The sequence below is a fragment of the Candidatus Photobacterium acropomis genome (genome assembly GCF_030685555.1).
Classification (GTDB): Bacteria; Pseudomonadota; Gammaproteobacteria; order Enterobacterales; family Vibrionaceae; genus Photobacterium; species Photobacterium lucens.
This window is the reverse complement of the sequence record NZ_CP131609.1, coordinates 1,015,660-1,041,265: the sequence shown is the minus strand read 5'-3', so window position 1 is coordinate 1,041,265 and position 25,606 is coordinate 1,015,660. Positions and strand designations below refer to the sequence as shown.

23 protein-coding genes and 1 rRNA gene are annotated in these 25,606 nt (G+C 42.8%); 9 read left to right on the top strand and 15 right to left on the bottom strand.

The genetic code is table 11. The annotated features are described in order from the left end of the window. Positions 1-6: 6 nt before the first annotated feature. The 4 genes from Q7657_RS11705 to rluD form a co-directional block, all read right to left on the bottom strand. Positions 7-1,555, bottom strand: a 16S ribosomal RNA gene (locus tag Q7657_RS11705). A gap of 431 nt (positions 1,556-1,986) precedes the next feature. Beyond that, positions 1,987-4,563: an ATP-dependent chaperone ClpB gene (gene clpB, locus Q7657_RS11700; RefSeq protein WP_053986441.1), complete on the bottom strand. Its 2,577-nt coding sequence runs from the start codon at positions 4,561-4,563 to the stop codon at positions 1,987-1,989. A gap of 169 nt (positions 4,564-4,732) precedes the next feature. Then, positions 4,733-5,467 (bottom strand): peptidoglycan editing factor PgeF, encoded by a 735-nt coding sequence (gene pgeF, locus Q7657_RS11695; protein ID WP_107167454.1) that lies wholly within the window; start codon positions 5,465-5,467, stop codon positions 4,733-4,735. Further along, positions 5,467-6,441, bottom strand: coding sequence for a 23S rRNA pseudouridine(1911/1915/1917) synthase RluD (gene rluD, locus Q7657_RS11690; protein ID WP_053986443.1), 975 nt, complete (start codon positions 6,439-6,441; stop codon positions 5,467-5,469). The genes pgeF and rluD overlap by 1 nt, the downstream gene beginning before the upstream one ends. A 169-nt stretch (positions 6,442-6,610) precedes the next feature. On the opposite strand from rluD, the gene bamD reads away from it, so the two are divergent. From bamD to pheA, 3 genes are all read left to right on the top strand, one after another. Then, positions 6,611-7,339: an outer membrane protein assembly factor BamD gene (gene bamD, locus Q7657_RS11685; protein ID WP_053986444.1), complete on the top strand. Its 729-nt coding sequence runs from the start codon at positions 6,611-6,613 to the stop codon at positions 7,337-7,339. 405 nt (positions 7,340-7,744) lie between these two features. Then, on the top strand, positions 7,745-8,095 hold the full coding sequence (gene hpf, locus Q7657_RS11680; protein ID WP_053986445.1) for a ribosome hibernation-promoting factor, HPF/YfiA family: 351 nt from the start codon (positions 7,745-7,747) through the stop codon (positions 8,093-8,095). A 291-nt stretch (positions 8,096-8,386) separates the two neighbouring features. Beyond that, a complete protein-coding gene (gene pheA / locus Q7657_RS11675) occupies positions 8,387-9,562 on the top strand; it encodes a prephenate dehydratase (RefSeq protein ID WP_107167455.1) in 1,176 nt (391 codons plus the stop codon). Positions 9,563-9,634: 72 nt separating this feature from the next. Here pheA and tyrA read toward each other — a convergent pair whose 3' ends face one another. The 3 genes from tyrA to Q7657_RS11660 form a co-directional block, all read right to left on the bottom strand. Continuing rightward, on the bottom strand, positions 9,635-10,765 hold the full coding sequence (gene tyrA / locus Q7657_RS11670; protein ID WP_107167456.1) for a bifunctional chorismate mutase/prephenate dehydrogenase: 1,131 nt from the start codon (positions 10,763-10,765) through the stop codon (positions 9,635-9,637). 19 nt (positions 10,766-10,784) lie between these two features. Then, positions 10,785-11,855 carry a 3-deoxy-7-phosphoheptulonate synthase gene (locus Q7657_RS11665; protein WP_107167457.1) on the bottom strand — a complete coding sequence of 357 codons (1,071 nt, stop codon included), beginning with the start codon at positions 11,853-11,855 and terminating at the stop codon, positions 10,785-10,787. A 237-nt stretch (positions 11,856-12,092) separates the two neighbouring features. After that, positions 12,093-12,473: a DUF2799 domain-containing protein gene (locus tag Q7657_RS11660; RefSeq protein WP_008988051.1), complete on the bottom strand. Its 381-nt coding sequence runs from the start codon at positions 12,471-12,473 to the stop codon at positions 12,093-12,095. 219 nt (positions 12,474-12,692) lie between these two features. Here Q7657_RS11660 and cobA point away from each other — a divergent pair, with 219 nt between their 5' ends. Genes cobA through asrC form a run of 4 tightly spaced genes read left to right on the top strand, consistent with a single transcriptional unit; the run spans position 12,693 to position 16,410 of the window. Then, complete coding sequence (gene cobA, locus Q7657_RS11655; protein ID WP_008988050.1) at positions 12,693-13,499, top strand: uroporphyrinogen-III C-methyltransferase; 807 nt, start codon at positions 12,693-12,695, stop codon at positions 13,497-13,499. Between the two features lie 12 nt (positions 13,500-13,511). Next, the gene (gene asrA / locus Q7657_RS11650; RefSeq protein ID WP_107167458.1) at positions 13,512-14,573 is read left to right on the top strand and encodes an anaerobic sulfite reductase subunit AsrA; all 1,062 of its coding nucleotides are present in this window, start codon (positions 13,512-13,514) and stop codon (positions 14,571-14,573) included. After that, positions 14,566-15,399: an anaerobic sulfite reductase subunit AsrB gene (asrB, locus tag Q7657_RS11645; protein ID WP_107167459.1), complete on the top strand. Its 834-nt coding sequence runs from the start codon at positions 14,566-14,568 to the stop codon at positions 15,397-15,399. The genes asrA and asrB overlap by 8 nt, the downstream gene beginning before the upstream one ends. A 9-nt stretch (positions 15,400-15,408) precedes the next feature. Beyond that, positions 15,409-16,410 (top strand): sulfite reductase subunit C, encoded by a 1,002-nt coding sequence (gene asrC / locus Q7657_RS11640; protein ID WP_008988047.1) that lies wholly within the window; start codon positions 15,409-15,411, stop codon positions 16,408-16,410. A gap of 141 nt (positions 16,411-16,551) precedes the next feature. Here the strand turns inward: asrC and rplS are convergent, their stop codons facing one another. The 5 genes from rplS to ffh form a co-directional block, all read right to left on the bottom strand. Continuing rightward, positions 16,552-16,902, bottom strand: coding sequence for a 50S ribosomal protein L19 (gene rplS / locus Q7657_RS11635; RefSeq protein WP_008988046.1), 351 nt, complete (start codon positions 16,900-16,902; stop codon positions 16,552-16,554). A gap of 37 nt (positions 16,903-16,939) precedes the next feature. Continuing rightward, entirely contained in the window at positions 16,940-17,686 is a 747-nt protein-coding gene (gene trmD, locus Q7657_RS11630) for a tRNA (guanosine(37)-N1)-methyltransferase TrmD (RefSeq protein ID WP_023933478.1), read from the bottom strand. A 23-nt stretch (positions 17,687-17,709) separates the two neighbouring features. Further along, positions 17,710-18,243, bottom strand: coding sequence for a ribosome maturation factor RimM (gene rimM / locus Q7657_RS11625; RefSeq protein ID WP_008988044.1), 534 nt, complete (start codon positions 18,241-18,243; stop codon positions 17,710-17,712). A 27-nt stretch (positions 18,244-18,270) separates the two neighbouring features. Then, positions 18,271-18,519, bottom strand: coding sequence for a 30S ribosomal protein S16 (rpsP, locus tag Q7657_RS11620; RefSeq protein ID WP_008988043.1), 249 nt, complete (start codon positions 18,517-18,519; stop codon positions 18,271-18,273). 171 nt (positions 18,520-18,690) lie between these two features. Beyond that, positions 18,691-20,058, bottom strand: coding sequence for a signal recognition particle protein (gene ffh / locus Q7657_RS11615; protein ID WP_008988042.1), 1,368 nt, complete (start codon positions 20,056-20,058; stop codon positions 18,691-18,693). Positions 20,059-20,266: 208 nt separating this feature from the next. On the opposite strand from ffh, the gene Q7657_RS11610 reads away from it, so the two are divergent. Together Q7657_RS11610 and Q7657_RS11605 are read left to right on the top strand one after the other, a co-directional pair. Further along, positions 20,267-21,064 carry a cytochrome C assembly family protein gene (locus tag Q7657_RS11610; protein WP_107167460.1) on the top strand — a complete coding sequence of 266 codons (798 nt, stop codon included), beginning with the start codon at positions 20,267-20,269 and terminating at the stop codon, positions 21,062-21,064. Positions 21,065-21,172: 108 nt separating this feature from the next. After that, complete coding sequence (locus tag Q7657_RS11605) at positions 21,173-22,438, top strand: HlyC/CorC family transporter (RefSeq protein ID WP_053986456.1); 1,266 nt, start codon at positions 21,173-21,175, stop codon at positions 22,436-22,438. A gap of 60 nt (positions 22,439-22,498) precedes the next feature. Here Q7657_RS11605 and luxS read toward each other — a convergent pair whose 3' ends face one another. The 3 genes from luxS to gshA all read right to left on the bottom strand — a co-directional run bounded on the left by luxS (position 22,499) and on the right by gshA (position 25,478). Beyond that, a complete protein-coding gene (gene luxS, locus Q7657_RS11600; protein WP_107167461.1) occupies positions 22,499-23,017 on the bottom strand; it encodes an S-ribosylhomocysteine lyase in 519 nt (172 codons plus the stop codon). A 74-nt stretch (positions 23,018-23,091) separates the two neighbouring features. Further along, on the bottom strand, positions 23,092-23,700 hold the full coding sequence (locus Q7657_RS11595; protein WP_053986458.1) for a transglycosylase SLT domain-containing protein: 609 nt from the start codon (positions 23,698-23,700) through the stop codon (positions 23,092-23,094). Positions 23,701-23,900: 200 nt separating this feature from the next. After that, on the bottom strand, positions 23,901-25,478 hold the full coding sequence (gshA, locus tag Q7657_RS11590) for a glutamate--cysteine ligase (protein ID WP_181319911.1): 1,578 nt from the start codon (positions 25,476-25,478) through the stop codon (positions 23,901-23,903). Positions 25,479-25,606 lie beyond the last annotated feature (128 nt).

Below are 25,606 nucleotides of genomic sequence, written 5' to 3'. Positions count from 1 at the left end.
TTTAGGTAAGGAGGTGATCCAGCCCCAGGTTCCCCTAGGGCTACCTTGTTACGACTTCACCCCAGTCATGAACCACACCGTGGTAAACGCCCTCCCGAAGGTTAAGCTATCTACTTCTGGTGCAGCCCACTCCCATGGTGTGACGGGCGGTGTGTACAAGGCCCGGGAACGTATTCACCGTGACATTCTGATTCACGATTACTAGCGATTCCGACTTCATGGAGTCGAGTTGCAGACTCAATCCGGACTACGACGTACTTTATGGGATTCGCTCACTCTCGCGAGTTGGCAGCCCTCTGTATACGCCATTGTAGCACGTGTGTAGCCCTACTCGTAAGGGCCATGATGACTTGACGTCGTCCCCACCTTCCTCCGGTTTATCACCGGCAGTCTCCCTGGAGTTCCCACCCGAAGTGCTGGCAAACAAGGATAAGGGTTGCGCTCGTTGCGGGACTTAACCCAACATTTCACAACACGAGCTGACGACAGCCATGCAGCACCTGTCTCAGAGTTCCCGAAGGCACCAAAGCATCTCTGCTAAGTTCTCTGGATGTCAAGAGTAGGTAAGGTTCTTCGCGTTGCATCGAATTAAACCACATGCTCCACCGCTTGTGCGGGCCCCCGTCAATTCATTTGAGTTTTAATCTTGCGACCGTACTCCCCAGGCGGTCTACTTAACGCGTTAGCTCCGAAAGCCACGGCTCAAGGCCACAACCTCCAAGTAGACATCGTTTACGGCGTGGACTACCAGGGTATCTAATCCTGTTTGCTCCCCACGCTTTCGCATCTGAGCGTCAGTCTTTGTCCAGGGGGCCGCCTTCGCCACCGGTATTCCTTCAGATCTCTACGCATTTCACCGCTACACCTGAAATTCTACCCCCTCTACAAGACTCTAGTCTGCCAGTTCAAAATGCTGTTCCGAGGTTGAGCCCCGGGCTTTCACATCTTGCTTAACAGACCGCCTGCATGCGCTTTACGCCCAGTAATTCCGATTAACGCTCGCACCCTCCGTATTACCGCGGCTGCTGGCACGGAGTTAGCCGGTGCTTCTTCTGTAGGTAACGTCAAACAATGCCGCTATTAACGACACTGCCTTCCTCCCTACTGAAAGTACTTTACAACCCGAAGGCCTTCTTCATACACGCGGCATGGCTGCATCAGGGTTTCCCCATTGTGCAATATTCCCCACTGCTGCCTCCCGTAGGAGTCTGGACCGTGTCTCAGTTCCAGTGTGGCTGATCATCCTCTCAGACCAGCTAGGGATCGTTGCCTTGGTGAGCCATTACCTCACCAACAAGCTAATCCCACCTGGGCTAATCCTGACGCGAGAGGCCCGAAGGTCCCCCTCTTTGCTCCGAAGAGATTATGCGGTATTAGCTATCGTTTCCAATAGTTATCCCCCACATCAGGGCATATTCCCAGGCATTACTCACCCGTCCGCCGCTCGCCGCCCTTAACGTCCCCCGAAGGTTCAGTTAAGTCGCTGCCGCTCGACTTGCATGTGTTAGGCCTGCCGCCAGCGTTCAATCTGAGCCATGATCAAACTCTTCAATTAAAGTTTTGTTGGTCTTGTAAAAAGGCGACCGGCTCAATGAATACTGTTAATTCATCATAAATGATGAATGAATTGACTGTGCTGATACCCCTCTTTATATAAAGAAGCGAATCAAATTGGTCACTAGTATCATTGATAAATCTTTTGACTAATCATTCAACGAGTGCCCACACAGATTGCATGGTCAAATTGTTAAAGAACAATACTGATTACGTTGCTTGCCTGTGGCTCGCTCCGTGTCAGTGAGGTCGCATTATAGGGAGAGATTTCCCGCTGACAACCCTTTTCTGCTCAATTATTTTCGTTCGCACAAGTATTGAACAATTCACTCATTAACGATCAATAATCGCACCAATACTCGAATTATTAATAGATACAAAAACGCCCTACTAGAATGCAGGGCGTTTATTCATCGTGTTCAAATCAGAGAATTAGATTTGCTGAGCAACGATTTCATCATCTTTTACAGATAGTGTTATCACTTTACCCGGTACAAATTTACCTGATAGTAAATCTTGTGCTAATGGGTTTTCGATATATTGCTGAATAGCACGTTTCAATGGACGCGCACCATACACAGGATCAAATCCGGCTTCTGCAATTAAATCTAGCGCACTATCATCAATATCAAGACGGTAGTCTTTTTCAGCCAAACGTTTTTTCAAACGCTCAATCTGAATGCTAGCAATATTTTTGATGTTCTCTTTACCAAGCGGATGGAATACAACAGTTTCATCAACACGGTTAATGAACTCAGGACGGAAATGCTGCCCCACCACTTCCATCACTAATGCTTTAATGCCGTCATAATCAAGATTACCGAAATGCTCTTGAATACGATCAGAACCTAAGTTCGATGTCATGATGATCACTGTATTACGGAAATCCACAGTACGACCTTGACCATCAGTTAAACGACCATCATCTAACACTTGAAGTAAAATATTGAACACATCTGGATGTGCTTTTTCTACTTCATCCAGTAATACCACTGAATATGGACGACGACGAACCGCTTCTGTTAGATAACCACCTTCTTCATAGCCAACGTAACCTGGAGGCGCACCCACTAGACGAGCTACAGAGTGTTTCTCCATAAACTCAGACATATCGATACGAACCATTGCCTCTTCACTGTCAAACATAAAGTTAGCCAGTGATTTACAAAGCTCGGTTTTACCTACCCCTGTTGGACCTAAGAATAAGAATGAACCAATTGGGCGTTGTGGATCAGATAAACCAGCACGACTACGACGAATAGCATTGGCTACTGCTTCTACGGCTTCATCTTGACCAATCACACGATGGTGTAATTCATCTTCCATACGAAGTAATTTATCACGCTCACCTTCTAGCATTTTTGATACTGGAATACCGGTTGCTTTTGATAGCACATCGGCAATTTCAGTATCTGTGACTTTGTTTTTCAACAAGGTCATTTCTTGCATTTCAGCTTGCGCAGCAAGATCTAACTGTTTTTCAAGCTCAGGAATACGACCATATTGCAACTCAGACATGCGGTTTAAATCACCTGCACGACGAGCAATTTCTACATCAGTACGTGCTTGCTCAAGTTCAGCTTTAATATGTTGAGTGCCAGATAGTGCGGCTTTTTCTGCATTCCACACTTCTTCAAGTTCAGCATATTCACGTTCTTTTAGATCAAGCTCTTCTAGCAAATCACTTAGACGCTTATGACTTGCATCATCGTCTTCTTTCTCTAATGCTTGCTGTTCAATCTTAAGCTGAATAATACGACGCTCTAAACGATCCAAAGATTCAGGTTTTGAATCGATCTGCATACGAATGCTTGATGCCGCCTCATCGATAAGATCGATGGCTTTATCTGGTAGCTGACGGTCTGAGATGTAGCGGTGTGACAATGTCGCTGCCGCTACAATCGCAGGATCGGTAATTTCAACATGGTGGTGAAGCTCGTAACGCTCTTTCAAACCACGAAGAATCGCAATGGTATCTTCCACACTTGGTTCATCCACCAGCACTTTTTGGAAACGACGTTCAAGGGCCGCATCTTTTTCAATGTACTGACGGTATTCATCTAATGTTGTCGCACCCACGCAGTGAAGTTCACCACGAGCCAATGCAGGTTTTAGCATGTTACCCGCATCCATTGAGCCTTCGCCTTTACCAGCGCCAACCATGGTATGAATTTCATCAATAAATAAGATCACACGACCATCTTCTTGCGATAATTCATTCAATACCGCTTTGAGTCGCTCTTCAAATTCACCACGGAATTTTGCACCCGCGATCAGTGAACCCATATCTAAAGAAAGCACACGTTTATCACGCAAACCTTCAGGCACTTCACCGTTAACAATACGTTGTGCTAAACCTTCAACAATCGCTGTTTTACCCACACCCGGCTCACCAATGATCACGGGGTTGTTTTTAGTTCGACGTTGAAGCACTTGAATGGTTCGACGAATTTCATCGTCACGACCAATCACAGGATCTAACTTGCCCTGCTCTGCACGCTCGGTTAAATCGATAGTGTATTTTTCCAATGCCTGACGATTTTCTTCTGCATTAGGATCATCGACTTTTTGACCACCACGAATCTGATCGATCGCTTGTTCAATATTTTTCGCAGTTAAACCGAGTTCTTTAAATAACTCGCCCAATGGGCCTTTGTCTTCAGCAGCCGCTAAAATGAATAGCTCTGATGAAATGAATTTATCTTTTCGCTTTTGTGCCAACTTATCGCACATATTAAGCAGTACGCCCATGCCATGTGAAAGCTGAACTTCACCGCCAATGCCGGTCACTTTTGGCATACGGTCTAACAGCTCAGCAAGACGTGAACGTAACTGGGTAATATCGATGTTCAAAAGGGTGAGCAACGGACGTACGGTACTACCATCTTGATTAAGCAATGCCACCATTAGATGTGCAGGCTCGATATACTGATGGTCTCGCCCTAGAGCCAGCGATTGCGCATCAGATATTGCCGATTGAAATTTGCTGGTGAATCGGTCAAGACGCATAAGTTCTCCCAATAAAATTCTTAATAAACTAATGCTATATATATGGATACTCAGGGTGTATTTTTCAACTCTGCAAATCGCAATATAATGCTGCAAAAAAAACGGGTGATCTTATTGAAGATCACCCGCTTAATAATAGATTCAGCTTTAAAATAGAAAAGTATAAAGTTTACTCTTCAGTTAACCAGACTAATGATGCCTGACGCCCTGTGATTGACTGACGACGGTAGGAATAAAACTGCTGTTCATCACTGAACGTGCAATATTCTCCCCCATATACCTCTGTAATACCTAAACGCTGCAAACGTTGTTTAGCCAGTAGATACAAATCTGCCAGCCACTTATCACCATGAGGTTTAAATGCGAGTTCAGCATTAGCATCAACCGCCATAAACTGTTCACGCACTTCACCACCAACTTCAAAAGCATCAGGACCAATAGCAGGACCTAACCACGCCATGATGTTATCGGGTGTACAATCGAATTTATCAACCGCATTTTCAATCACACCACTAGCAAGCCCTCGCCATCCGGCATGTACGGCAGCAACTTCAGTACCTTGCTTATTACAAAACAAAACAGGTAAACAATCTGCCGTCATGATGGCACAGGCTAATCCCGGAGTGCGAGTAAAGCTACCATCGGCATCTGGTACTGATGAAAGTGCAACATCAAACTCGATCACATCAGCACTATGGACTTGGTTTAACCACGCAGGTGATTCAACTAACTCACAGTGTTGTTTTAATAGATCTCGGTTTTGCTTAACGTCGCTTTCGATATCCCCAACATGTAACCCTAAATTTAATTCATGATAAGGCGCTACACTCACGCCACCTGAGCGTGTAGTGCTAATTGCTTTTACCGATTTAGGAGCCGGCCAGTTAGGAATAATCGCTTTCATTAATACTCTTCTTCGCTGTTTTCTAATGTGTCTTTACGCAAGATATCAATCATTGCCACCATGTCATTTGGCAATGGTGCATGCCACTCCATCTTCTCACCAGTGATTGGGTGATCCAAACGCAGCATACGAGCGTGAAGGGCTTGACGATCAAAGGCACGTAGTGCCTGAATAAACTCAGGAGAGGCATTACGAGGTGGACGAGGACGACCACCGTATGTCACATCACCAATCAAAGGATGGCTTAGGTATGACATGTGAACACGGATCTGGTGTGTACGACCGGTTTCTAGACGTAATACAATACGTGTATGTTCACGGAAACGCTCAGCGACACGGTAATGGGTGATCGCATCTTTACCCATTTCATGTACTGCCATACACGTACGTTTTGTTGAGTGACGACCAATCGGCTTTTCCACCGTACCACCGCCCGTCATTTGGCCAATCGCTAATGCTTCATATTCACGAGTGATCTTACGCTTTTGAAGCGCACGAACTAGACGAGTTTGCGCTTGGATTGTTTTCGCAACTACCATCAAGCCAGTTGTGTCTTTATCAAGACGGTGCACAATACCAGCACGCGGTACTTCTGCTAATGACGGACAATGATGCAATAATGCATTCAATACTGTACCGTCTGGCGTACCTGCACCAGGGTGAACAACAAAGTCTCGCGGTTTGTTGATCACAAGAATATCGTCATCTTCATAAACGATATCTAATGGGATGTCTTGTGCAACCCAACGAACTTCATCTTCAATTTCAGCTTGGATGAATAACTCTTCGCCACCCATCATTTTTTCACGAGGCTTCTTGACGACTTTGCCATTCACTGAAACCATACCATTTAAAATCCAGTCTTTAATGCGCGAGCGCGAATAATCTGGATATAATTCAGCAACAACCTGATCCAGGCGCATGCCTAATTGGCTTTCACCAACTGTGTTTGTTAATTCTATTTGCTGTGCCATAGCGAACTTTTTTAAAAAGCGTGGGACTAATTGCCATACGCTGCGTAAAATATACCAAGCTTAAAACTATGCTTGATGTAACCTAATATAGTGTCATTGTATCTGTTAACGGCTCAGACCGTAATGGATCGAGCAAAATAAAATTTTTATCAAGGAAACTAACGCCGCAATGAAACGCCTGACAATCACGACTCTTCTTGCCGTAGCCCTTCTTTCAGGCTGTTCGAGTAAAGAAGAAGTAATACCAGATGTTCCACCATCAAACCTGTATGCGACAGCACAAACTGCGCTACAAAGTGGTAACTGGACATCGGCTATCGAGCAATTAGAAGCGCTTGATTCACGTTACCCATTTGGTGCTTATTCCGATCAAGTACAGCTAGATCTCATTTACGCTTACTACAAAAGTGATGATCTGGCGCTAGGTGAAGCAACCATTGAACGTTTCTTACGTTTAAATCCCGATCATCCACAAGCTGACTGGGTTGTGTATATGCGTGGCTTAACGCATATGGCACAAGATCGAAGCTTTATGCATGATCTATTTAATATCAATCGCTTTGATCGTGATCCTACGCCATCACGTCAAGCATTCGCTGATTTTAAATACCTGCTAGAACGTTACCCTGAAAGTGAATACGGCGCAGATGCTAAAGCACGTATGATCTTTTTGAAAAACCGTTTAGCCAATTACGATTTAGCAACTGCTGACTTCTACATTCGTCGTGAAGCATGGATTGCAGCAATTAACCGTTGCCAGCAAGTACAACGCCTGTACCCAGATACAGAAGCGGCGCGTGAATCATTGAAGTTAGAAAAGACAGCGTATGAGAAGCTAAACTTACAAAAAGAAGTGGAACGTACCGAAAAACTAATGAAATTAAATCCAGCAAAATAATCATTCGCTCAATTTAGTTTTATAGAAAGACAAACGGCAGCTTTTTTAGCTGCCGTTTTTTTATCTGTTGTTATTTACCACAATAATTTTGTGCCTTCTGCGTTAACTTTTTAACAATTAAACACTTAACTGCACGAGTAAAAAACACACAAATAATTAAAATGGTTATATAAAATCCCTAGTTAGCACAGGCCACCAGCATTTCACCTTTCTTCATACTGCCCTAAAGATTGATCGCATCTCAAGTACTTTTTATAAACTTTTTTGCTACAAACCAAAGATGATCACAGATTTTTTTGCCGAGAATTATTAAACAGCAAAATGTGATATGGCGCACATTATTAAGTTCTAGATTTAGTAATCTGAATTCAACCCAACGAAGGGTAGCAAACGAGGAAGATAATTATGACATTAGAAATCACTGGCAAAAACATCGATATCACCCCGGCTATCCGTGAGCGTTTTGAATTTAAGTTCAATAAGTTAGAAAAACTTCAGGTGCCGCTAATCAAAAAGCATGTTGTGATTAGCAAAGAGCCAAACAAGCAATTTAAAGTTGAAGCTGCAGTTAATATCGCAGGAGGAGAGTTGGTTGCTTCTGCAGAGCATGATGACCTGTTTGGTGCAATTACAGAGCTTTACCAAAAGCTTGACCGTCAGCTTAAAAAGCAAGCTCACAAACCTAATGCACGTCGTGCTAGTCACAGTGAAAAACCTGGACTAGTTGAAGAAGAAGCAGAACTAGACGACGCATAATCATCGCTACATTATAAGGATTTAAAATAGCCCCGCTCTGCGGGGCTATTTGCTTTATCGCATCAACATTCATTAATGCTTCTATGTTTTATCACCTTATACATCACCACTCTTTTTCCATCCTTAATCATTCCCGCTAATCAGCTTGACATTAAATACCCCGCTGCATAATGTGACTAAAGATAAAAAGTGACCACTCAGCTTGTAATAAACACATTTAAGCACCTATACCCATAGATCGCACTGTGTTTATTTAGATAAGCTACATTCGGAAATCTGATAGGGACGCCAATGACCGATACTCGCTACTCTCTCGACGACATTCGTAAAAATGTTAGTCGTATCGATAACGCTTTACTTGAACTACTGGCAGAGCGACGTACGCTTAGTTTAGAGGTGGCAAAAAGTAAAATTAGCACAGCTAAACCTGTTCGTGACCAAGCTAGAGAGCAAGAGCTATTATTAAAGCTTATCGAAACAGGTAAACAACATCAGTTAGATCCACAATACGTAACACAGATCTTCCATACCATTATTGAAGACTCGGTTTTATTTCAACAAGCCTACTTACAAAAACTAGCCAATCCTGACAGTGCAAATCCTTCAGCACGTGTCGCATTCCTTGGCTCAAAAGGCTCGTATTCACATCTTGCTAGTCGTAATTACTTTAGCCGTAAGCAAACGGATTTAGTCGAGATCAGCTGCTCAACATTCCGTGATATTTTCAATATTGTTGAAACCGGTAATGCTGACTACGGTGTATTACCGATTGAAAACACCAGCTCAGGCTCAATTAATGAAGTCTATGACTTATTGCAGCATACCAGTCTTTCTATTGTTGGAGAGATCACTCAGCCGATTGAACACTGCTTGCTGACTGCGGTAGAAACCAGTGTAGAAAAAATTGATACCTTGTATTCTCACCCACAGCCCCATCAACAATGCAGTGAATACCTCCATAGTATGGGCAATATCAAACAAGAGTATTGCTCAAGCACTGCTGATGCGATGAAACAAGTTGCCAAGCTAAAACAACCTAACGTCGCAGCAATTGGTAATGCATCCAGTGGTGAGCTTTATGGTTTAACGGCAATCCAGTCTAACATTGCTAACCAACAAGAAAACTTCACTCGCTTTATTGTAGTGGCACGAAAAGCGGTTGATGTAACATCGTTGATCCCAGCTAAAACCACACTGATTATGTCAACGGCACAAAAAGTAGGCTCACTGGTTGAGTGCTTACTGGTGCTTCGCAATCTCAATATCAACATGAGCAAGCTTGAATCTCGCCCTGTAATTGGTAATCCATGGGAAGAAATGTTCTATGTGGATGTAGAAGTGAATTTGAAATCTGCCACTATGCAGCAAGCATTAGAAGAACTTACTCGCCTAACACGCTTTATCAAGGTATTAGGCTGTTATCCCAGTGAAAATGTTGCACCAACGGATGTTGATATTATCGAATAGTATTTACCAATAGATAATAAAAAGCCCGTAATGATCATCAGATCATTACGGGCTTTTTTAATCATGCACTAACTATGCTTTACGATGAGTTGAATCGTTCGCCTGCCTAAGCAGTCCCTGGCTCTCTGCTAAAAAATGTTCAGCGTAATCGCCAAACCATCCTGATACCTGACCAAAGGCTTGTTTAAACGCATCTTTGTCTTGGGCATCTAGCATTTCAATTGCTTCACCAAACCGCTGATGGAAACGTTTGATCATCGCAATATTCTGTGGTGCCGACATAATAATGTCACCGTACAATTGCGCATCCTGAGCAAACAAACGCCCTACCATCGCCAACTCTAAGCGATAAATAGGTGAGCTTAACGACATTAACTGCTCTAGCTTAGGATCTTCTTCAGCAAGGTGAACACCGTAAACAAATGACGTAAAGTGACGCAGCGCCTGGATCAAGGTCATACCCTGATCGTGCTCAATTGCACTGATACGATTTAGCGTTGCACCCCAAATCTGAAACTGCTCCAGTAGCCACTGGTAACTTTCAGGGTTACGACCATCACAGTACACAATCACCTGTTTTGCCAGACTTGGAATATCAGGACCAAACATTGGATGCAGACCTACCACAGGGCCTTTGTGTACTTCCAGCATTGCCTGTAATGGACCACTTTTCACCGATGTTAAATCAGCAAGTAAGCAATCTTCTGGTAAGTTACCTAGCTTTGCGATCACAGACTCTGTTAAGTGGATAGGTACAGAGACAATCACCATACCCGCATCATGCAAGATCTCATCTGCACGATCCCAGTCTTGGCTGCCTAATACTTTTACTTGATAGCCTGATAATGTCAGTAAGCGATTAAATAATTTACCTAATTGCCCATTACCACCAACAATAACAATAGGTCGTAATTGTGGGTTTAAACACTTAAAGCCAGAATCATTTTCACTGGAATATGACTCTCGCATTGTACGACGTAATACATCTTCAATCAGATCCGCTGGCACACCTTTACGTTCTGCTTCTTCACGACGAGAAGCCAACATGGCCGCTTCACGATCTGGCGCATAAATAGGTAAACCATGCTGGCTTTTTACCACGCCCACCTGCTCGACTAATGCAAGACGTTGAGCTAATAGCTCAACCATTTGACGATCGACATCGTCAATTTGATCTCTTAATTTGCTTAACTCAGCAACCATGACTTCTTTCTATCCGTAATTATTTAATTCGATTTTGTAAAAACGGCACTAATTCCTTATGTGCCTGACGCAATAGTTGTTCTGTCGTTTCCCAACTAATACATGCATCAGTTATCGATACACCGTATTTCATCTCATCACGAGGAAGATCCGCACTTTGATTCCCTTCATTCAAATGACTTTCAATCATCAATCCAATAATAGACTGATTTCCTTCACGGATCTGATGAATGACATCTTCAGCAACCAAAGGCTGGCGACGATAGTCTTTACGAGAATTGGCATGACTACAGTCTACCATTAAGGCAGGAGAAAGACCTGATGCAACCATCTCGTTTTCACATTCTCTTACTGAAACAGAATCATAGTTGGTTTGCTTACCACCACGTAAGATAACATGGCCATCAGGGTTACCTTGAGTATTGAGTAATGCAACCTGCCCCTCGGGATTAATACCCATAAACTTGTGACCTGATGCTGCCGCCTGCATCGCATTAATCGCGGTTGCCAAGCTACCATCTGTACCATTTTTAAAGCCAACCGGCATGGATAAACCGCTTGCCATTTCACGGTGTGTTTGTGATTCGGTAGTACGTGCACCAATGGCTGCCCAGCTAAATAAATCACCTAGGTACTGCGGACTAATTGGATCCAGTGCTTCAGTTGCTAATGGAATACCTTCTTCAACTAAGTCCACCAATAACTGACGACCTATGTGCAAACCTTCTTCGACGGCAAAAGAGCCATCAATATGCGGATCATTAATCAATCCTTTCCAACCCACAGTAGTACGCGGCTTTTCAAAATATACCCGCATCACAATGTAAAGTTGATCGCTAAGCTCTTCAGCTAACTGCTTTAACTTCTGTCCGTAAGCTTTAGCTTGCTCTACATCATGAATAGAGCACGGTCCGCATACGACAAGTAAACGATGATCTCGCTTGTGAATAATATCAGCAATAGTTTGACGAGATTGCTCAACAAAAGACAATGCTTGTTCTGAAACAGGTAGGTTTTGTTTTAGCTTTGCAGGCGTAATAAGAACAGATTCATCTTCGATATGAACATTATTGAGTTGGTCTTTTTGCATAGTGGCATCCCTGTCGTTTATTTGTTAGCACGAAACACAATCCTTGTTCCGTTATCACTACATCCATTAGTAACATCATGCTAACAAACATAACAAGCCTTGATGGTTTAATGCAATAGCACTGTAAATAAAAAACACCACCTGTAAATTTAAATTTACAGCAGTAGTTCAATGCAAAAAATAAGAGCGAACACACTGACTGTGCCCGCCCTTATTTCATCATTCATTTTCGTATAATTATAATATTGGCTCGCGTGACATATAACGCTCAAAACCTTGTTGCCATTTTGCTTTAAATAATGGGACTTCACGACGATATTCACAAATTCCCCAATTTGAATCCCCTTGCTCACCTAACTGCAATACATGCTCAATCGAGCAGTAGTTATCACGTCCTTTATTATAGCCTTGCATATATTCTTGATGATTAGGCGTTTCCGTCGCGTCATATTTATCTGAAATTTTATCTAGCTTTTCTGTCGTTAGCGCAACTCGACCACCAGCACCGTCATAAAAACCGAGCTTTTCAAAATTTCCTTTGCTGATCAAAGAGGACTGTGTGACACAGCCAGATAGAAAAACAACAGAAATCACACCTAGCGTAGAGATTAGCTTCATCTTTTTTTCCTCTTATTTTTCGTAAAAATCGCCTTTTCTATTCAACTTAAAAGCATTTCTTTTCAGATTATTCACTCTTCATTTGATGTTAATCAAAATAAGCATAAACAAACCAATAGGTTAAGAATTACAAAACATGCACTTCAACAATTATGAATTTTATACAACATGAAGATTATTTAACCTATTACTATCTTCAAAAATTAGTGAGTAATTTATATGGATTCAGTAACGATACAGCCAACATCAACATTACCTCACTATTTGCACGGTTCTGTGACTTTAGTCGGTGCCGGACCTGGTGATCCTGAGCTACTCACCGTTAAAGCTTTAAATAGTATTCTCGATGCTGACGTTATTTTGTATGACTTTCTTGTTTCACCAGAGATCGTTGCTCTATTTCCTAAGCAAAGTCACGCTATTGCTGTTGGCAAACGCTGTAATGGGCAATCAACCTCACAGCAAACGATTAATGAACTTTTATTGCAGTACGCCCAACTAGGTAAAAAAGTTTGCCGACTAAAAGGTGGAGACCCTTTTATTTTTGGGCGTGGCGGAGAAGAAGCACTCTTTCTTGAACAACATAATATTCAGTGCGCCATTATTCCCGGTATTACAGCTGCAATGGGATGCTGTAGTTATAGCGGTATTCCATTAACCCATCGCCAAGTATCACGCGGATTTACTGTTATCACTGCACATAGTCAAAAAGATACACATCAAATTAATTGGCAAGCATTGGTCGAATTACAACATAGCTTGGTTTTTTATATGGGGCTCAATCGAGCCGAGCAAATTGCAGCACAATTAATGCGTCATGGTATGGCGGCATCGACTCCTATCGCCATTATTAGCCAAGGCACAACACCAAACCAAAGTCAGCTCATCACCTCTTTAGCTCAGCTACCCGAACAACTTGCGAAGCATGCTCTACCAAGCCCTGCACTTATCGTGGTAGGCGATGTGGTTACCTATCATCATCAAATCCACAACACCTTGCTTCGTGATATCGAATATTACTTATAAAGGCTACTGATCATGGAAAAATATCTCAGTATGGATGAGTTGAATGACGTCTTTCGTCAGCTCGGCTCACAATACAAAATTATGGCACCCGCCTATGAACACTTTGGCGGTCGTTTTGCTCACACCGATAACCTGCTTTACCAAGAAGTGAAATCAGCAGAACAAATCGTATGGAAGAAAAAATCTCATTTTTCACCTAAAGAAGTGGTATTACCTATCACTGAAACCCTGTTTTACTTTAATGGTGATGAGTTAAGAGAGTCCCGTATCGATCCAAGACCGACCCTACTTTTCCTTCGTAGCTGCGATATTCATGCGTTGGAACGTCTTGATCATATGTATTTGAAAAATGGTGGTAATGCGGATTACTACTACGAAATGAAACGTAAAAAACTCAAACTCATTCTGCTCGAATGTAGCTCAAGTTTTGAGAACTGTTTCTGTGTCTCAATGGGTACCAACCAAACCGATAATTACGATGCCGCAGTTCGATTTAGTGATGATGGCCTTCATATTCAAATCAACGATAATAGCTTGAAACCGCTATTTGAAACCGTTGGTAAAGAAACAGACTATCAACCACAGTTTGTTCAGTCTAACCCAACAACAGTACGTACTCCTGACCAAGTGTGTGATGATCCGAACCTCATCAGACAGATCCTGCAAAACGATCCAAGCTGGGCACAATACGATAGCCGTTGCATTGGTTGTGGTCGTTGTACTACCTCTTGTCCAACATGCAGTTGTCACAGTGTCTTTGATGTCGCTTATGATGAAAATCCAACTCAAGGTGAGCGCCGCCGTCAACAAGCCAGTTGTATGACAGGTGACTTTACCAACATGGCTGGCGGCCATAAATTCCGTGAAAAGACAGGTGAGCGTTTACGGTACCGTGCATTGCATAAAGTCAATGACTACAAGGCACGTGAAGGTACTAATCATATGTGTGTCGGTTGTGGTCGTTGTGACGATCGCTGCCCACAATACATTTCTTTTACCACCATCGTTAATCGTATGACCGATATTGTCGAACAACACCTCATTGATCGTCAAAAGGAGAAAGCTGATGTCTAGTCAATCAACCGCTCACCAATGTAGTTGCGGTGATCATAAAAATATTCTACTACCAAAAGCTTATCCTATTTTGGCAATCACTAAACACACAGAGCTTGAGTGGAACTTCCGTGTTGCTAAAGATTTTGATGCCAAACTAGGGCAATTTGTTGAAGTCTCTCTCCCTATGGTCGGTGAAGCGCCAATTTCAGTCTCTGATTGCGGTGATGATTACGTTGATTTATTGATCCGAAATGTCGGTAAAGTAACCAATCGTCTCTTTGAACTCAATGTTGGTGACAATATTTGGATGCGTGGCGTTCATGGCAATGGTTATCCAATAGAGCACTATCATCATCGCCATCTTGTCATTATCGCTGGCGGTACGGGGGTTGCTCCAGTTAAAGGGCTAATGCGCCACTTCTCTGAACACCCTGAAAAAGTGAACGGTATGGACATGATCCTCGGTTTTAAAAATAAAGAAGCCGTTTTATACCGTGATGAAATGCCGTTATGGCGTGAACGTCAAAACCTCATCACCACCTTAGATGAAGGTGAAGAAGATGAAGAATTTCATCTTGGTTTAGTGACCGCACATATCGACAAGTTGGATCTGTCTGATCTTGCCAATACCCAAGCGATTGTGGTTGGTCCACCTATTATGATCAAATTTGCAGTACAAGCACTGCTAAAAGAGGGACTCACCAAACAACAAATTTGGGTGGATTACGAACGTCGTATGGCCTGTGCTGTTGGTAAATGTGGGCACTGCCGTATGGGGGAAAAATACGTGTGTATTGATGGCCCTGTATTTCGTTTTGATGAAGCTGAGTATTTGGTCGATTAGGAGGAAATCATGGGATTAGATATCGATATTATTAAAACCCGTGCTAAAGGTGATTATCGCCTATCGAAAGTACGTGGTGAGTGCATGATCAGTGTACGTATTCCCGGCGGTATTATGCCTGCTTATTTATTATCAACAGCGCAGCATATCGCAGAGAAATACGGCAATGGGATCATCCACCTAACAACACGACAAAAGCTGGCTATGCCAGGTATTCATTACCGCGACATTGATAAAGTAAATGCAGAGCTTGAGCCCTTTATTCAAGATATTACTGTCGAAATGTGTGGTATTGAAGTTGAAGATACCAAAGCGGGTTACCAAAGCATTGCCGGGCGTAACATTGTCGCTTGCCAAGGTAGCCGTATTTGTCAAAAAGCTAACACCGATACTACAGGGCTTGCTCAACGCTTAGAGCATCACATCTATCCACAGCCTTATCACTTAAAGATTGTCGCAGCTGGTTGTCCTAATGACTGTGCAAAAGCGAACATGGCTGACTTTGGTATTCTAGGTATCGCTAAAATTAACTTTACACCAGAACGCTGTATTGGTTGTGGCGCTTGTGTACGAGCTTGTCAGCACCATGCAGTTAACTGTTTATCATTGAAGAATGGTAAAGCGGTGAAAGAAGAGAGTAAATGTATTGGCTGTGGTGAGTGTGTATTAGCTTGCCCAACATTGGCATGGCAGCGCGATCCAAAACAGCTTTATATGGTTAAGCTTGGTGGACGGACATCAAAGAAAACACCGCGTGTAGGTAAAACGTTTTTAAATTGGGTAACTGAAGATGTCATTCATCAAGTGATCAGTAACTTACTTGAATTTGAAAAAGAGATGCTTGAAGGCACTCCCGTTTACCTTCATATGGGGCACTTAATTGACCGAGCAGGCTACCACAAATTCAAAGAGCGTGTATTACGTGGGGTAACATTAAACCCCGAAGCACAAGTTGCAGAGCGTATTTACTGGTCAGAAGAAGAATACGTTGCCAATATTCATTTAAAATAAACGACGTTTCAAATCCGATAGCCTATCTCGTTGATAGGCTTTCATATTGCATGATTTCAAGACATGTCATGCAATACAAAAAAAGCCCACCTTTCGGTGGGCTTTTTAATTAAACGTCTAAACGTCAAGCGTTTAAAGCTATTACTTAGATAGCTTCTCACGGATACGTGCTGATTTACCAGAACGCTCACGTAGGTAGTACAACTTGGCACGACGTACTGCACCACGACGTTTAACAGTAATGCTGTCAACTACTGGAGAGTGAGTTTGGAACGCACGCTCAACACCTTCACCGTTCGAAATCTTACGAACTGTGAATGCAGAATGTAGACCACGGTTACGGATTGCGATTACAACGCCTTCGAAAGCCTGTAGACGCTCACGGTCACCTTCTTTAACCTTAACCTGAACAACAACAGTGTCACCTGGTGCGAATGCAGGTAGGTCTTGTTTCATTTGCTCTTGCTCAAGAGCTTTGATGATGTTACTCATTTGGTATATACCCTAGAATAAACTGATACTAAATTAATTAAATGCTTGCTTTATGTTCGCGGATAAATTCCGCTAGCAAGAATTCCTGATCGTCAGTCAGAGCTAGGTTTTCCAGGAGCTCTGGTCTTCTCAGCCATGTACGGCCTAACGATTGTTTTAATCGCCAGCGACTAATATCTTTGTGATTGCCAGACATTAATACCGAAGGTACTTCCTGTCCGTCCAACACTTCTGGTCTTGTGTAATGAGGACAATCTAACAAGCCATTTGCAAAAGAATCTTCTTCTGCTGACGCAAAGTCGCCTAATACGCCCGGTACAAACCGAACAACAGCGTCTACTAACGTCATGGCTGGTAGTTCACCACCCGTTAACACAAAATCACCGATAGACCATTCTTCGTCTACCTCTTGTTGGATAATGCGCTCATCAACCCCTTCATAGCGACCACAAATAAGAATCAGATTCTCATTGGTTGCTAACTCCTCAACACCAGCCTGATCCAGCTTACGGCCCTGAGGGGAAAGGTAGATTACTTTAGCCTTACCTTTTGCAGACTGTTTGGCAGTGTGAATGGCATCGCGCAAAGGCTGCACCATCATTAACATACCGGGTCCACCACCGTAGGGGCGATCATCCACCGTACGATGTTTGTCGTGCGTAAAATCACGAGGATTCCACGTTTCGACAGTCAAAAGGCCTTTTTTTACCGCCTGGCCTGTTACCCCAAAATTGGTAATGGAAGAGAACATTTCAGGAAAAAGGCTGATTACACCAACCCACATGTTACTCACCTTATTACCGGAGGTTAAAACTCAGGATCCCAGTCAACTTCGATCCGCTGAGCAGTGCGATCAATCAACTTGATGACCTGCTCATCGAGGAACGGAATTAAGCGTTCCTTCTGCCCAAAAGCATCTTTTAAGTTCGCCTTAACAACTAACACGTCGTTTGAACCTGTTTCCAGGATATCTGTAACTTTACCTAGGTCGTAACCTTCAGTTGTTACTACAGACATACCAAACAACTCACGCCAGTAGAATTCTTCATCTGACAATGCGGGTAGTTGCTCAGCCAATACAGCGACTTCAGCGTTAGTGAAAACTTGGGCTTCCTCGCGGATGTCCATGCCTTCTAGCTTAGCCACTAGACCTTGGCCATGACGTTTCCATGATTCAACATGGAACTCTTTCCACTCGCCCTTTACTTTAATTAGCCAAGGGGTGTAAGAGAAAATGCTTTCAGATTGTTCGGTGTAGGAAAAAACTTTGAGCCAACCCTTGATACCGTAGGTGGCACCCAGTTTACCGACAATAATGTGGTCTTGGTTTTTATTGCTCATCGTTTCTCTTCTACCTTAAAAATCAAATTAAGCTGCTTTAGCTGCATCTTTGATTAGTTTTGCTGCGCGGTCAGTCACAGAAGCGCCTTGACCTACCCAGTGGTTTACGCGGTCTAGGTCTAGACGTAGACGCTCTTCTTGACCCTTAGCTAGTGGGTTGAAGAAACCGATTTGCTCGATGTTACGACCGTCACGTGCACAACGTGAGTCAGCAACAACGATTTGATAGAATGGACGCTTCTTAGCGCCGTGACGTGCCAAACGAATGGTTACCATATCGTCCTCTTTGCATTACTGTAAATTAAATTGGCCCCGCTTAAAAAACGGGGCCCGTGCCAAAATAAAGCCTCGGAATTTTACTCTTTAGAACGACGAATGCAACTTCTTTAGTTACTTTTTCGCCAGTAAAATAACCAATCGACTTTAAAATCTTTTAAAATTATATAATTAGCGACCAGGGAACATGCCACCGCCAGGCATCATGCCTTTCATTTGGCGCATCATGTTCTTCATCCCACCCTTCTGCATCTTTTTCATCATCTTCTGCATTTGAGTGAACTGCTTCAATAGACGGTTTACGTCCTGAACCTGAGTACCAGAACCTGCTGCAATACGTTTTTTACGAGAACCTTTGATAAGCTCTGGTCGTGCACGCTCAGCTTTGGTCATCGAGTTAATGATCGCTTCCATTTGAACGAAAATCTTATCGTCCACTTTATCTTTCACATCAGACGGCAGTTGTGACATGCCAGGAAGCTTATCAAGCATTCCCATCATACCGCCCATGTTTTTCATCTGTTGTAACTGGCTACGGAAGTCTTCTAAATCAAAGCCTTTTTTATCTTTGAATTTCTTCGCCAGTTTTTCTGCTTCTTTCTTATCAACGTTACGTTCTAGATCTTCAATTAAAGAAAGAACGTCACCCATACCTAAGATACGTGAAGCCACACGGTTCGGGTGGAACGGCTCTAGTGCGTCGGTCTTTTCACCCACACCCAAGAATTTAATTGGCTTACCTGTAATATGACGTACAGATAATGCCGCACCGCCACGCGCATCACCGTCAACCTTGGTTAAGATCACACCAGTTAGCGGTAGTGCATCGTTAAAAGCTTTTGCCGTGTTTGCCGCATCTTGACCTGTCATGGCATCAACCACGAACAATGTCTCAACAGGGTTTAAGGTTTGATGGACATCTTTAATTTCATCCATCATCTCTTCATCAACGTGAAGGCGACCCGCTGTATCGACGATAACCACGTCGTAGAACTTCAGCTTGCCGTGCTCTAATGCAGCCTTGGCAATTTCTACTGGTTTTTGCTCAACATTAGATGGGAAGAAATCGATACCGATATCACCTGCTAATGTTTCTAGCTGTTTGATCGCCGCAGGACGGTAAACGTCGGCAGAAACCACTAATACTTTTTTGCTATCGCGCTCTTTTAATAGCTTACCTAGTTTACCAACGCTGGTTGTTTTACCTGCGCCTTGTAAACCTGCCATTAAAATCACAGCCGGTGGCTGACAGCTTAAATCTAGGCCTTCGTTTTCTTCACCCATCACCAATTCAAGTTCAGCTTGAACGATCTTGATGAACTCTTGACCTGGAGTCAGGCTTTTCGATACTTCAGTACCAACAGCGCGCTCTTTTACACGCTTAACGAACTCACGAACAACGGGCAGCGCAACATCGGCTTCGAGTAAGGCCATACGTACTTCACGTAGGGTATCCTTGATGTTGTCATCCGTAAGGCGACCACGGCCGCTGACATTTTTAAGCGTTCGCGATAAACGCTCGGTTAAATTTTCGAACATGTAGTGCTACTCGCTCGTTACGCAACTCAATCAAAATTGCAAAATCACTAAAATTGGCACAAGTATACCGCAAAAAGCCCCTCGCTTTCATGTAATCCGCTGTCACTTTTAGGTATTACGTTGGCGGCGAAGGTTTGAGCAAGGTATAATTGCCACTCTAAAACCTTATAAAATAGCCATTAGTTAATACGGAGCTATCTCATTTATTATGGATATGTTACTTGCTATTCCAGCCGTTGGCTTTTACATCATTGCACTTTTGCTGGTGATCCCGGGGCTTGCAAATAATAACGGCATTAAAGCCCAGCCTGTTTTTGCAGCCGCAAGCATTGCGATTGTGCTACATATCCTATTGCTTAAAGATCTTATCTTTGCCGGCTCAGGACAAAACCTCAGTATCCTTAACGTTGCATCGTTGATCAGCTTGATTGTGGCAATATTGACTACGGCTGCAATGTTAAAAATGCGGATTTGGTTTTTACTACCTGTTATTTACAGCTTTGCAGCAATCAACTTGGCAGCTTCGGCATTACTGCCGGGGGCTTTTATTACCCATTTAGAGGCTCATCCGCAAGTATTACTGCATATTTCTCTTGCGTTGTTCTCATATTCAACACTGATGATTGCTACTTTATACGCAATTCAGCTGGCTTGGCTTGATCATAAGCTAAAACATAAAAAGAGCTTAGCGCCTAACCCTAATATTCCACCGTTAATGATGGTTGAACGTCAACTTTTCAAGATCATTGTAGTGGGATATGTGCTATTAACTGTCACTTTATTCACCGGATATCTGTTTATTCACGATATCATAGCCCAAGGTAAAACCCATAAAGCGATACTATCATTATTAGCTTGGTGTGTTTACAGCGTCTTATTGTGGGGTCACTACCGACAAGGTTGGCGTGGGCGTCGTGTGATTTGGTTTAGCTTAATTGGCGCCTTTCTACTAACACTGGCTTACTTTGGGAGCCGCTTCGTAAAAGAAATTATCATTGGCATGTAATTAACATTGCCTAATCTTGATTCATATAGAATCTCACTATAATTAAAACATTGATAACTTTGCCCTATTGGGCTTTCAGCTTGTATAAAAAATTAAGGATTACAACTTTTGGACGATATCTCCACGGGTGTACTGTTCTCTCTACTCATTTTAATGATCATCCTATCAGCCTACTTCTCCAGTTCAGAAACAGGCATGATGGCACTAAACCGCTACAAACTGCGCCATATGGCCAACCAAGGCCACAAAGGAGCAAAACGTGTTGAGAAGCTACTTTCTCGTACTGACCGCTTAATTGGCTTGATCTTAATCGGTAATAACCTTGTAAATATCCTCGCGTCAGCCATCGCAACTATTTTAGGTATGCGTTTATACGGTGATGCAGGGGTGGCGATTGCAACCGGTGCTCTAACCATTTTAATTCTCGTTTTTGCCGAAGTGACGCCGAAAACTGTTGCTGCGCTTTATCCAGAGCGGATCTCTTATGCCAGCAGTATTGTATTAAATATCTTGATGAAAGTGCTTTACCCATTGGTATGGTTCGTCAACGGTATTACCAGCGCTTTCTTATTCTTGCTGGGTTTAAAAAGCAGTGATAACACGTCATCAAAATTGAGTTCAGAAGAACTGCGTACTGTGGTTAATGAAGCTGGCGGCTTGATCCCACGTCGTCACCAAGACATGCTGCTTTCAATTCTGGATTTAGAAAATGTCACCGTTGAAGATCTAATGGTGCCACGCAGTGAAATTGCAGCGATTAACGTAAATGATGATTGGAAATCAATTGTTCGTCAGTTAAGCCATTCAGCTCATGGTCGCATCGTGCTATACCGTGACAATATAGATGAAGTCGTGGGTATGCTGCGTGTCCGTGAAGCATATCGCCTTATGATGGATAAAAACGATTTCAGCAAAGAAAACCTTCTACGTGCAGCGGATGAAGTATATTTCATACCAGAAGGTACACCACTGAATATCCAACTGTTGAAGTTCCAGCGCAATAAAGAGCGTATTGGTCTGATTGTTGATGAATACGGTGACATTCAAGGCTTGATCACAGTAGAAGATATCTTAGAAGAGATCGTCGGTGAATTTACTACCTCTATTGCGCCAACGTTAGCAGAAGAAATTACCGCTCAAAGTGATGGTAGTTTAATGATTGAAGGCAGTGCCAACATTCGAGATTTGAACAAGAGCTTAAATTGGAAACTGCCCACTGATGGCCCTCGAACCTTAAATGGTTTGATCTTAGAGCACTTAGAATACATTCCAGAAAATCAGGTCAGTATTATGATTGCTGATCATAAGATGGAGATTGTGGAAGTGTCAGACAATATGATTAAATTAATCAAAGTGTTACCAGACAACCCATAATAAACACAAAAAAGCCGACATGATGTCGGCTTTTTTATTATCTGTTATTTGCCCACCAGCTTATTTTACTTTTAGCTCTTGCAACATCGCTTCAGGTAATGCCAACTCATTATTTAAGTTAACAGAGATCCCTTGCGCTAGGATCGTTTGAGCAATTTGCTTCGCTTCATCTAACGAGTGCATGTCATAAGTACCGCACTGGTATTCATTAAGCTCAGGGATCTGATTTTGTGACTCAACTTTTAGCACATCTTCCATCGCCGCTTTCCAGCTTGCCGCAACCATCTCTTCAGTTGGCGTGCCGATTAAGCTCATATAAAAACCTGTACGACATCCCATAGGTGAAATATCAATGATCTCGACATCTTGCGAGTTTAAATGCGCACGCATAAAACCTGCGTAAAGATGCTCTAAAGTATGAATACCACGCTCACTTAAAATATCGACATTAGGGCGACAAAAACGCAGATCAAATACGGTAATCGTGTCACCTTTTGGAGTCTGCATGGTCTTTGCCACACGAACCGCAGGTGCATTCATCTTAGTATGATCGACGGTAAAGCTATCGAGTAATGGCATTGTTTGCTTCTCCTTGCACGTAAATCCTGACTTATTCAATTATTGGTGTTTTTCCTAAGTTAGCAACTTATGAATTAAAACCACCAGCTTCTCTTACTTTCTAATTCTTTGCGGCACTGTTTTAGCTGCCAACCATAATTCTTCGATTGCTGCTCTACTTTACGCGCAACCTTGGTCAACCATGGCTTTTTCCAATATGTTCCACGTTTATAGCCACCTCGCCCTTCATGGTAAGCAAGGTATTGACGATACGCATCCCATTTAGAGATCCCAAGCTGACGCTGGGTTTCATGGGTATACCAACCAACAAACTGTAGTGAATCACCAAAGTCGGTACGAGAGCCACCATGCCCGGTGTGTTTTTGGAAATCTTCCCATGCTGGATCTTGCGCTTGTGCGTAACCATAAGCACTGCTCACACGTCCCCAAGGAATAAAACCGAGTACGTAATCTTTTGGTGGTTGAGCATCATGACGAAAGCTACTTTCTTGCTTAATAATTGCCATCGCCACATTGATTGGCGTACCCCACTCTTTTTGCATATCAACAGCATCGTCATACCAACTAGGGTACTGGCGGAAGATATTACAAATATTCGACTGATCCCGTGGCGGCGCACTGGCACACCCTGTCACAATAAAAGTGATACCGAGTAACAAAAATAAACGAAGAGAAAGCTGCATATATACTCGCACGTTAAAAATAAGGCATGGATTGAGTACGACAGGATATCAAGATGAAAGGGAATGGAAACTGAAAGAAAGGTATGATCATCCCTGTTATATCTGTGCGCATCACAAAATATAAAAAATAATAAGCTGGTACCGTCCTGATACCAGCTTTAATTAACACGAGAAGCTTATAACGCTCTCTGTGCTGCTATTTATAATCCGATATTAATGTCGGCAAAATAGTTATCAAGGTATTCGTCAAAAGAGACAGTATCATCACGTTCAATTTGCTGTTGCTTCTCTATTGAATGATGTACTTCTTGTTCAAACGTTTTTGCATCATAGAAGCGGAAACCTTGCTCATTTAGGTAATCTAAATGTTGTGCCGCTAACTTGTAACCTACATTACCAATGCCTTGCTCCGCTTTAATTTGCTCAAGCAATTGCGCTGATAGCGTACGTTCAGGATGCTGGATCCAACCTAATAAACGCTCACATGTTTGTTGGTAAAGAGTGTTACCGTTTAGCTCATCAATGGTTTTCGCTACTTGCTCCAACTCAGCAAAGACACGCGAGCCCCAATCTTTTAAGCTTAAACGCTCACCAGCACAGCCGATCTTAAGCATTAGCTCAGGATTACGACCGTCTACCACAACACGGTTCCAGTTATCACGCCAGCAAGCCAACTCGCTGTCATCCATATCAGCAGATGGTGTTAATACCGCCCACGTTAGGAATAAATCAAGGAAACGAACTTGATCTTCACTGATACCAATCGGGCTAAATGGGTTTACATCTAGCGAACGTACTTCGATGTACTCAACGCCGCCACGCTTTAATGCTTCTGATGGTTTTTCACCACTTTTCGTTACACGTTTAGCGCGAATTGGTGCATAAAGCTCATTTTCAATCTGTAGTACATTGCTGTTTAGCTGACGGCGTTCACCATCAACAATCACACCAATCTCAGCAAACTCTTTTGACGGAGTATGAATCGCTTTATTTAAGCCATCTAGGTACTGTTCTAAGCTATTAAAGCCAATTTTCAGCGAGCTTTGCGCATTATTAGTGTAACCCAAATCACTTAATCGTAATGCTGTTGCATTTTCTAAGTAATAGGTACCTGTACCCACTTTGCTAAATGATTCCTTCACTTTGTCGTCTTTAATAAAAGAGCCACAAAGTGCAGGAGACGCCCCAAATAAATAAGGGATTAACCAGCCAAAGCGGTAGTAGTTACGGATCAAACCGAAGTATGCATCTGATACTGATTCTTGGCGTTGCTCTGGTGTTTGCTCACCAAATAGACCATCCCAAAAACTATCTGAGAATGAGAAGTTAAAGTGAACACCAGAGATGATCTGCATCACGCTACCATAACGATGCTTCAAGCCTTCGCGGTAAAGCGTTTTCATACGCCCAGTATTCGATGAACCGTATTGCGCTAAGGTAATGTCATCTTGCGAGCCAACAAAACATGGCATCGACATTGGCCATAAACGCTCACCATCCATCTTGCTTAAAGCAAATTTATGGATATCTTCAAGTTGCCATAACAGCTGATCAACGTCGGTTGATACTGGTGTAATAAATTCCAACAATGATTCGGCAAAATCAGTTGTGATCCACTTATTGGTTAGTGCAGAACCTAATGCCACGGGATGAGGTTGTTGGGATAAATGCCTGTCAGCAGTAATTCGAAGTGACTCTCGTTCAAGTCCACGCCCAAACTGGGTTAATGCATCAGCATGAGTAGAAAGCTGCTGTAACCTCTGTGAAAAATCCATCAAGGCTATTCTCGTTTTAATCTAATTTAAGGAAAACAGAGTAATCATTATTGCATGTGATTACCATCATTTATATCAGCAAAACTTGCGAAAGACTTTTACTGAATGGTAACAACTAGCACCGCGTACTA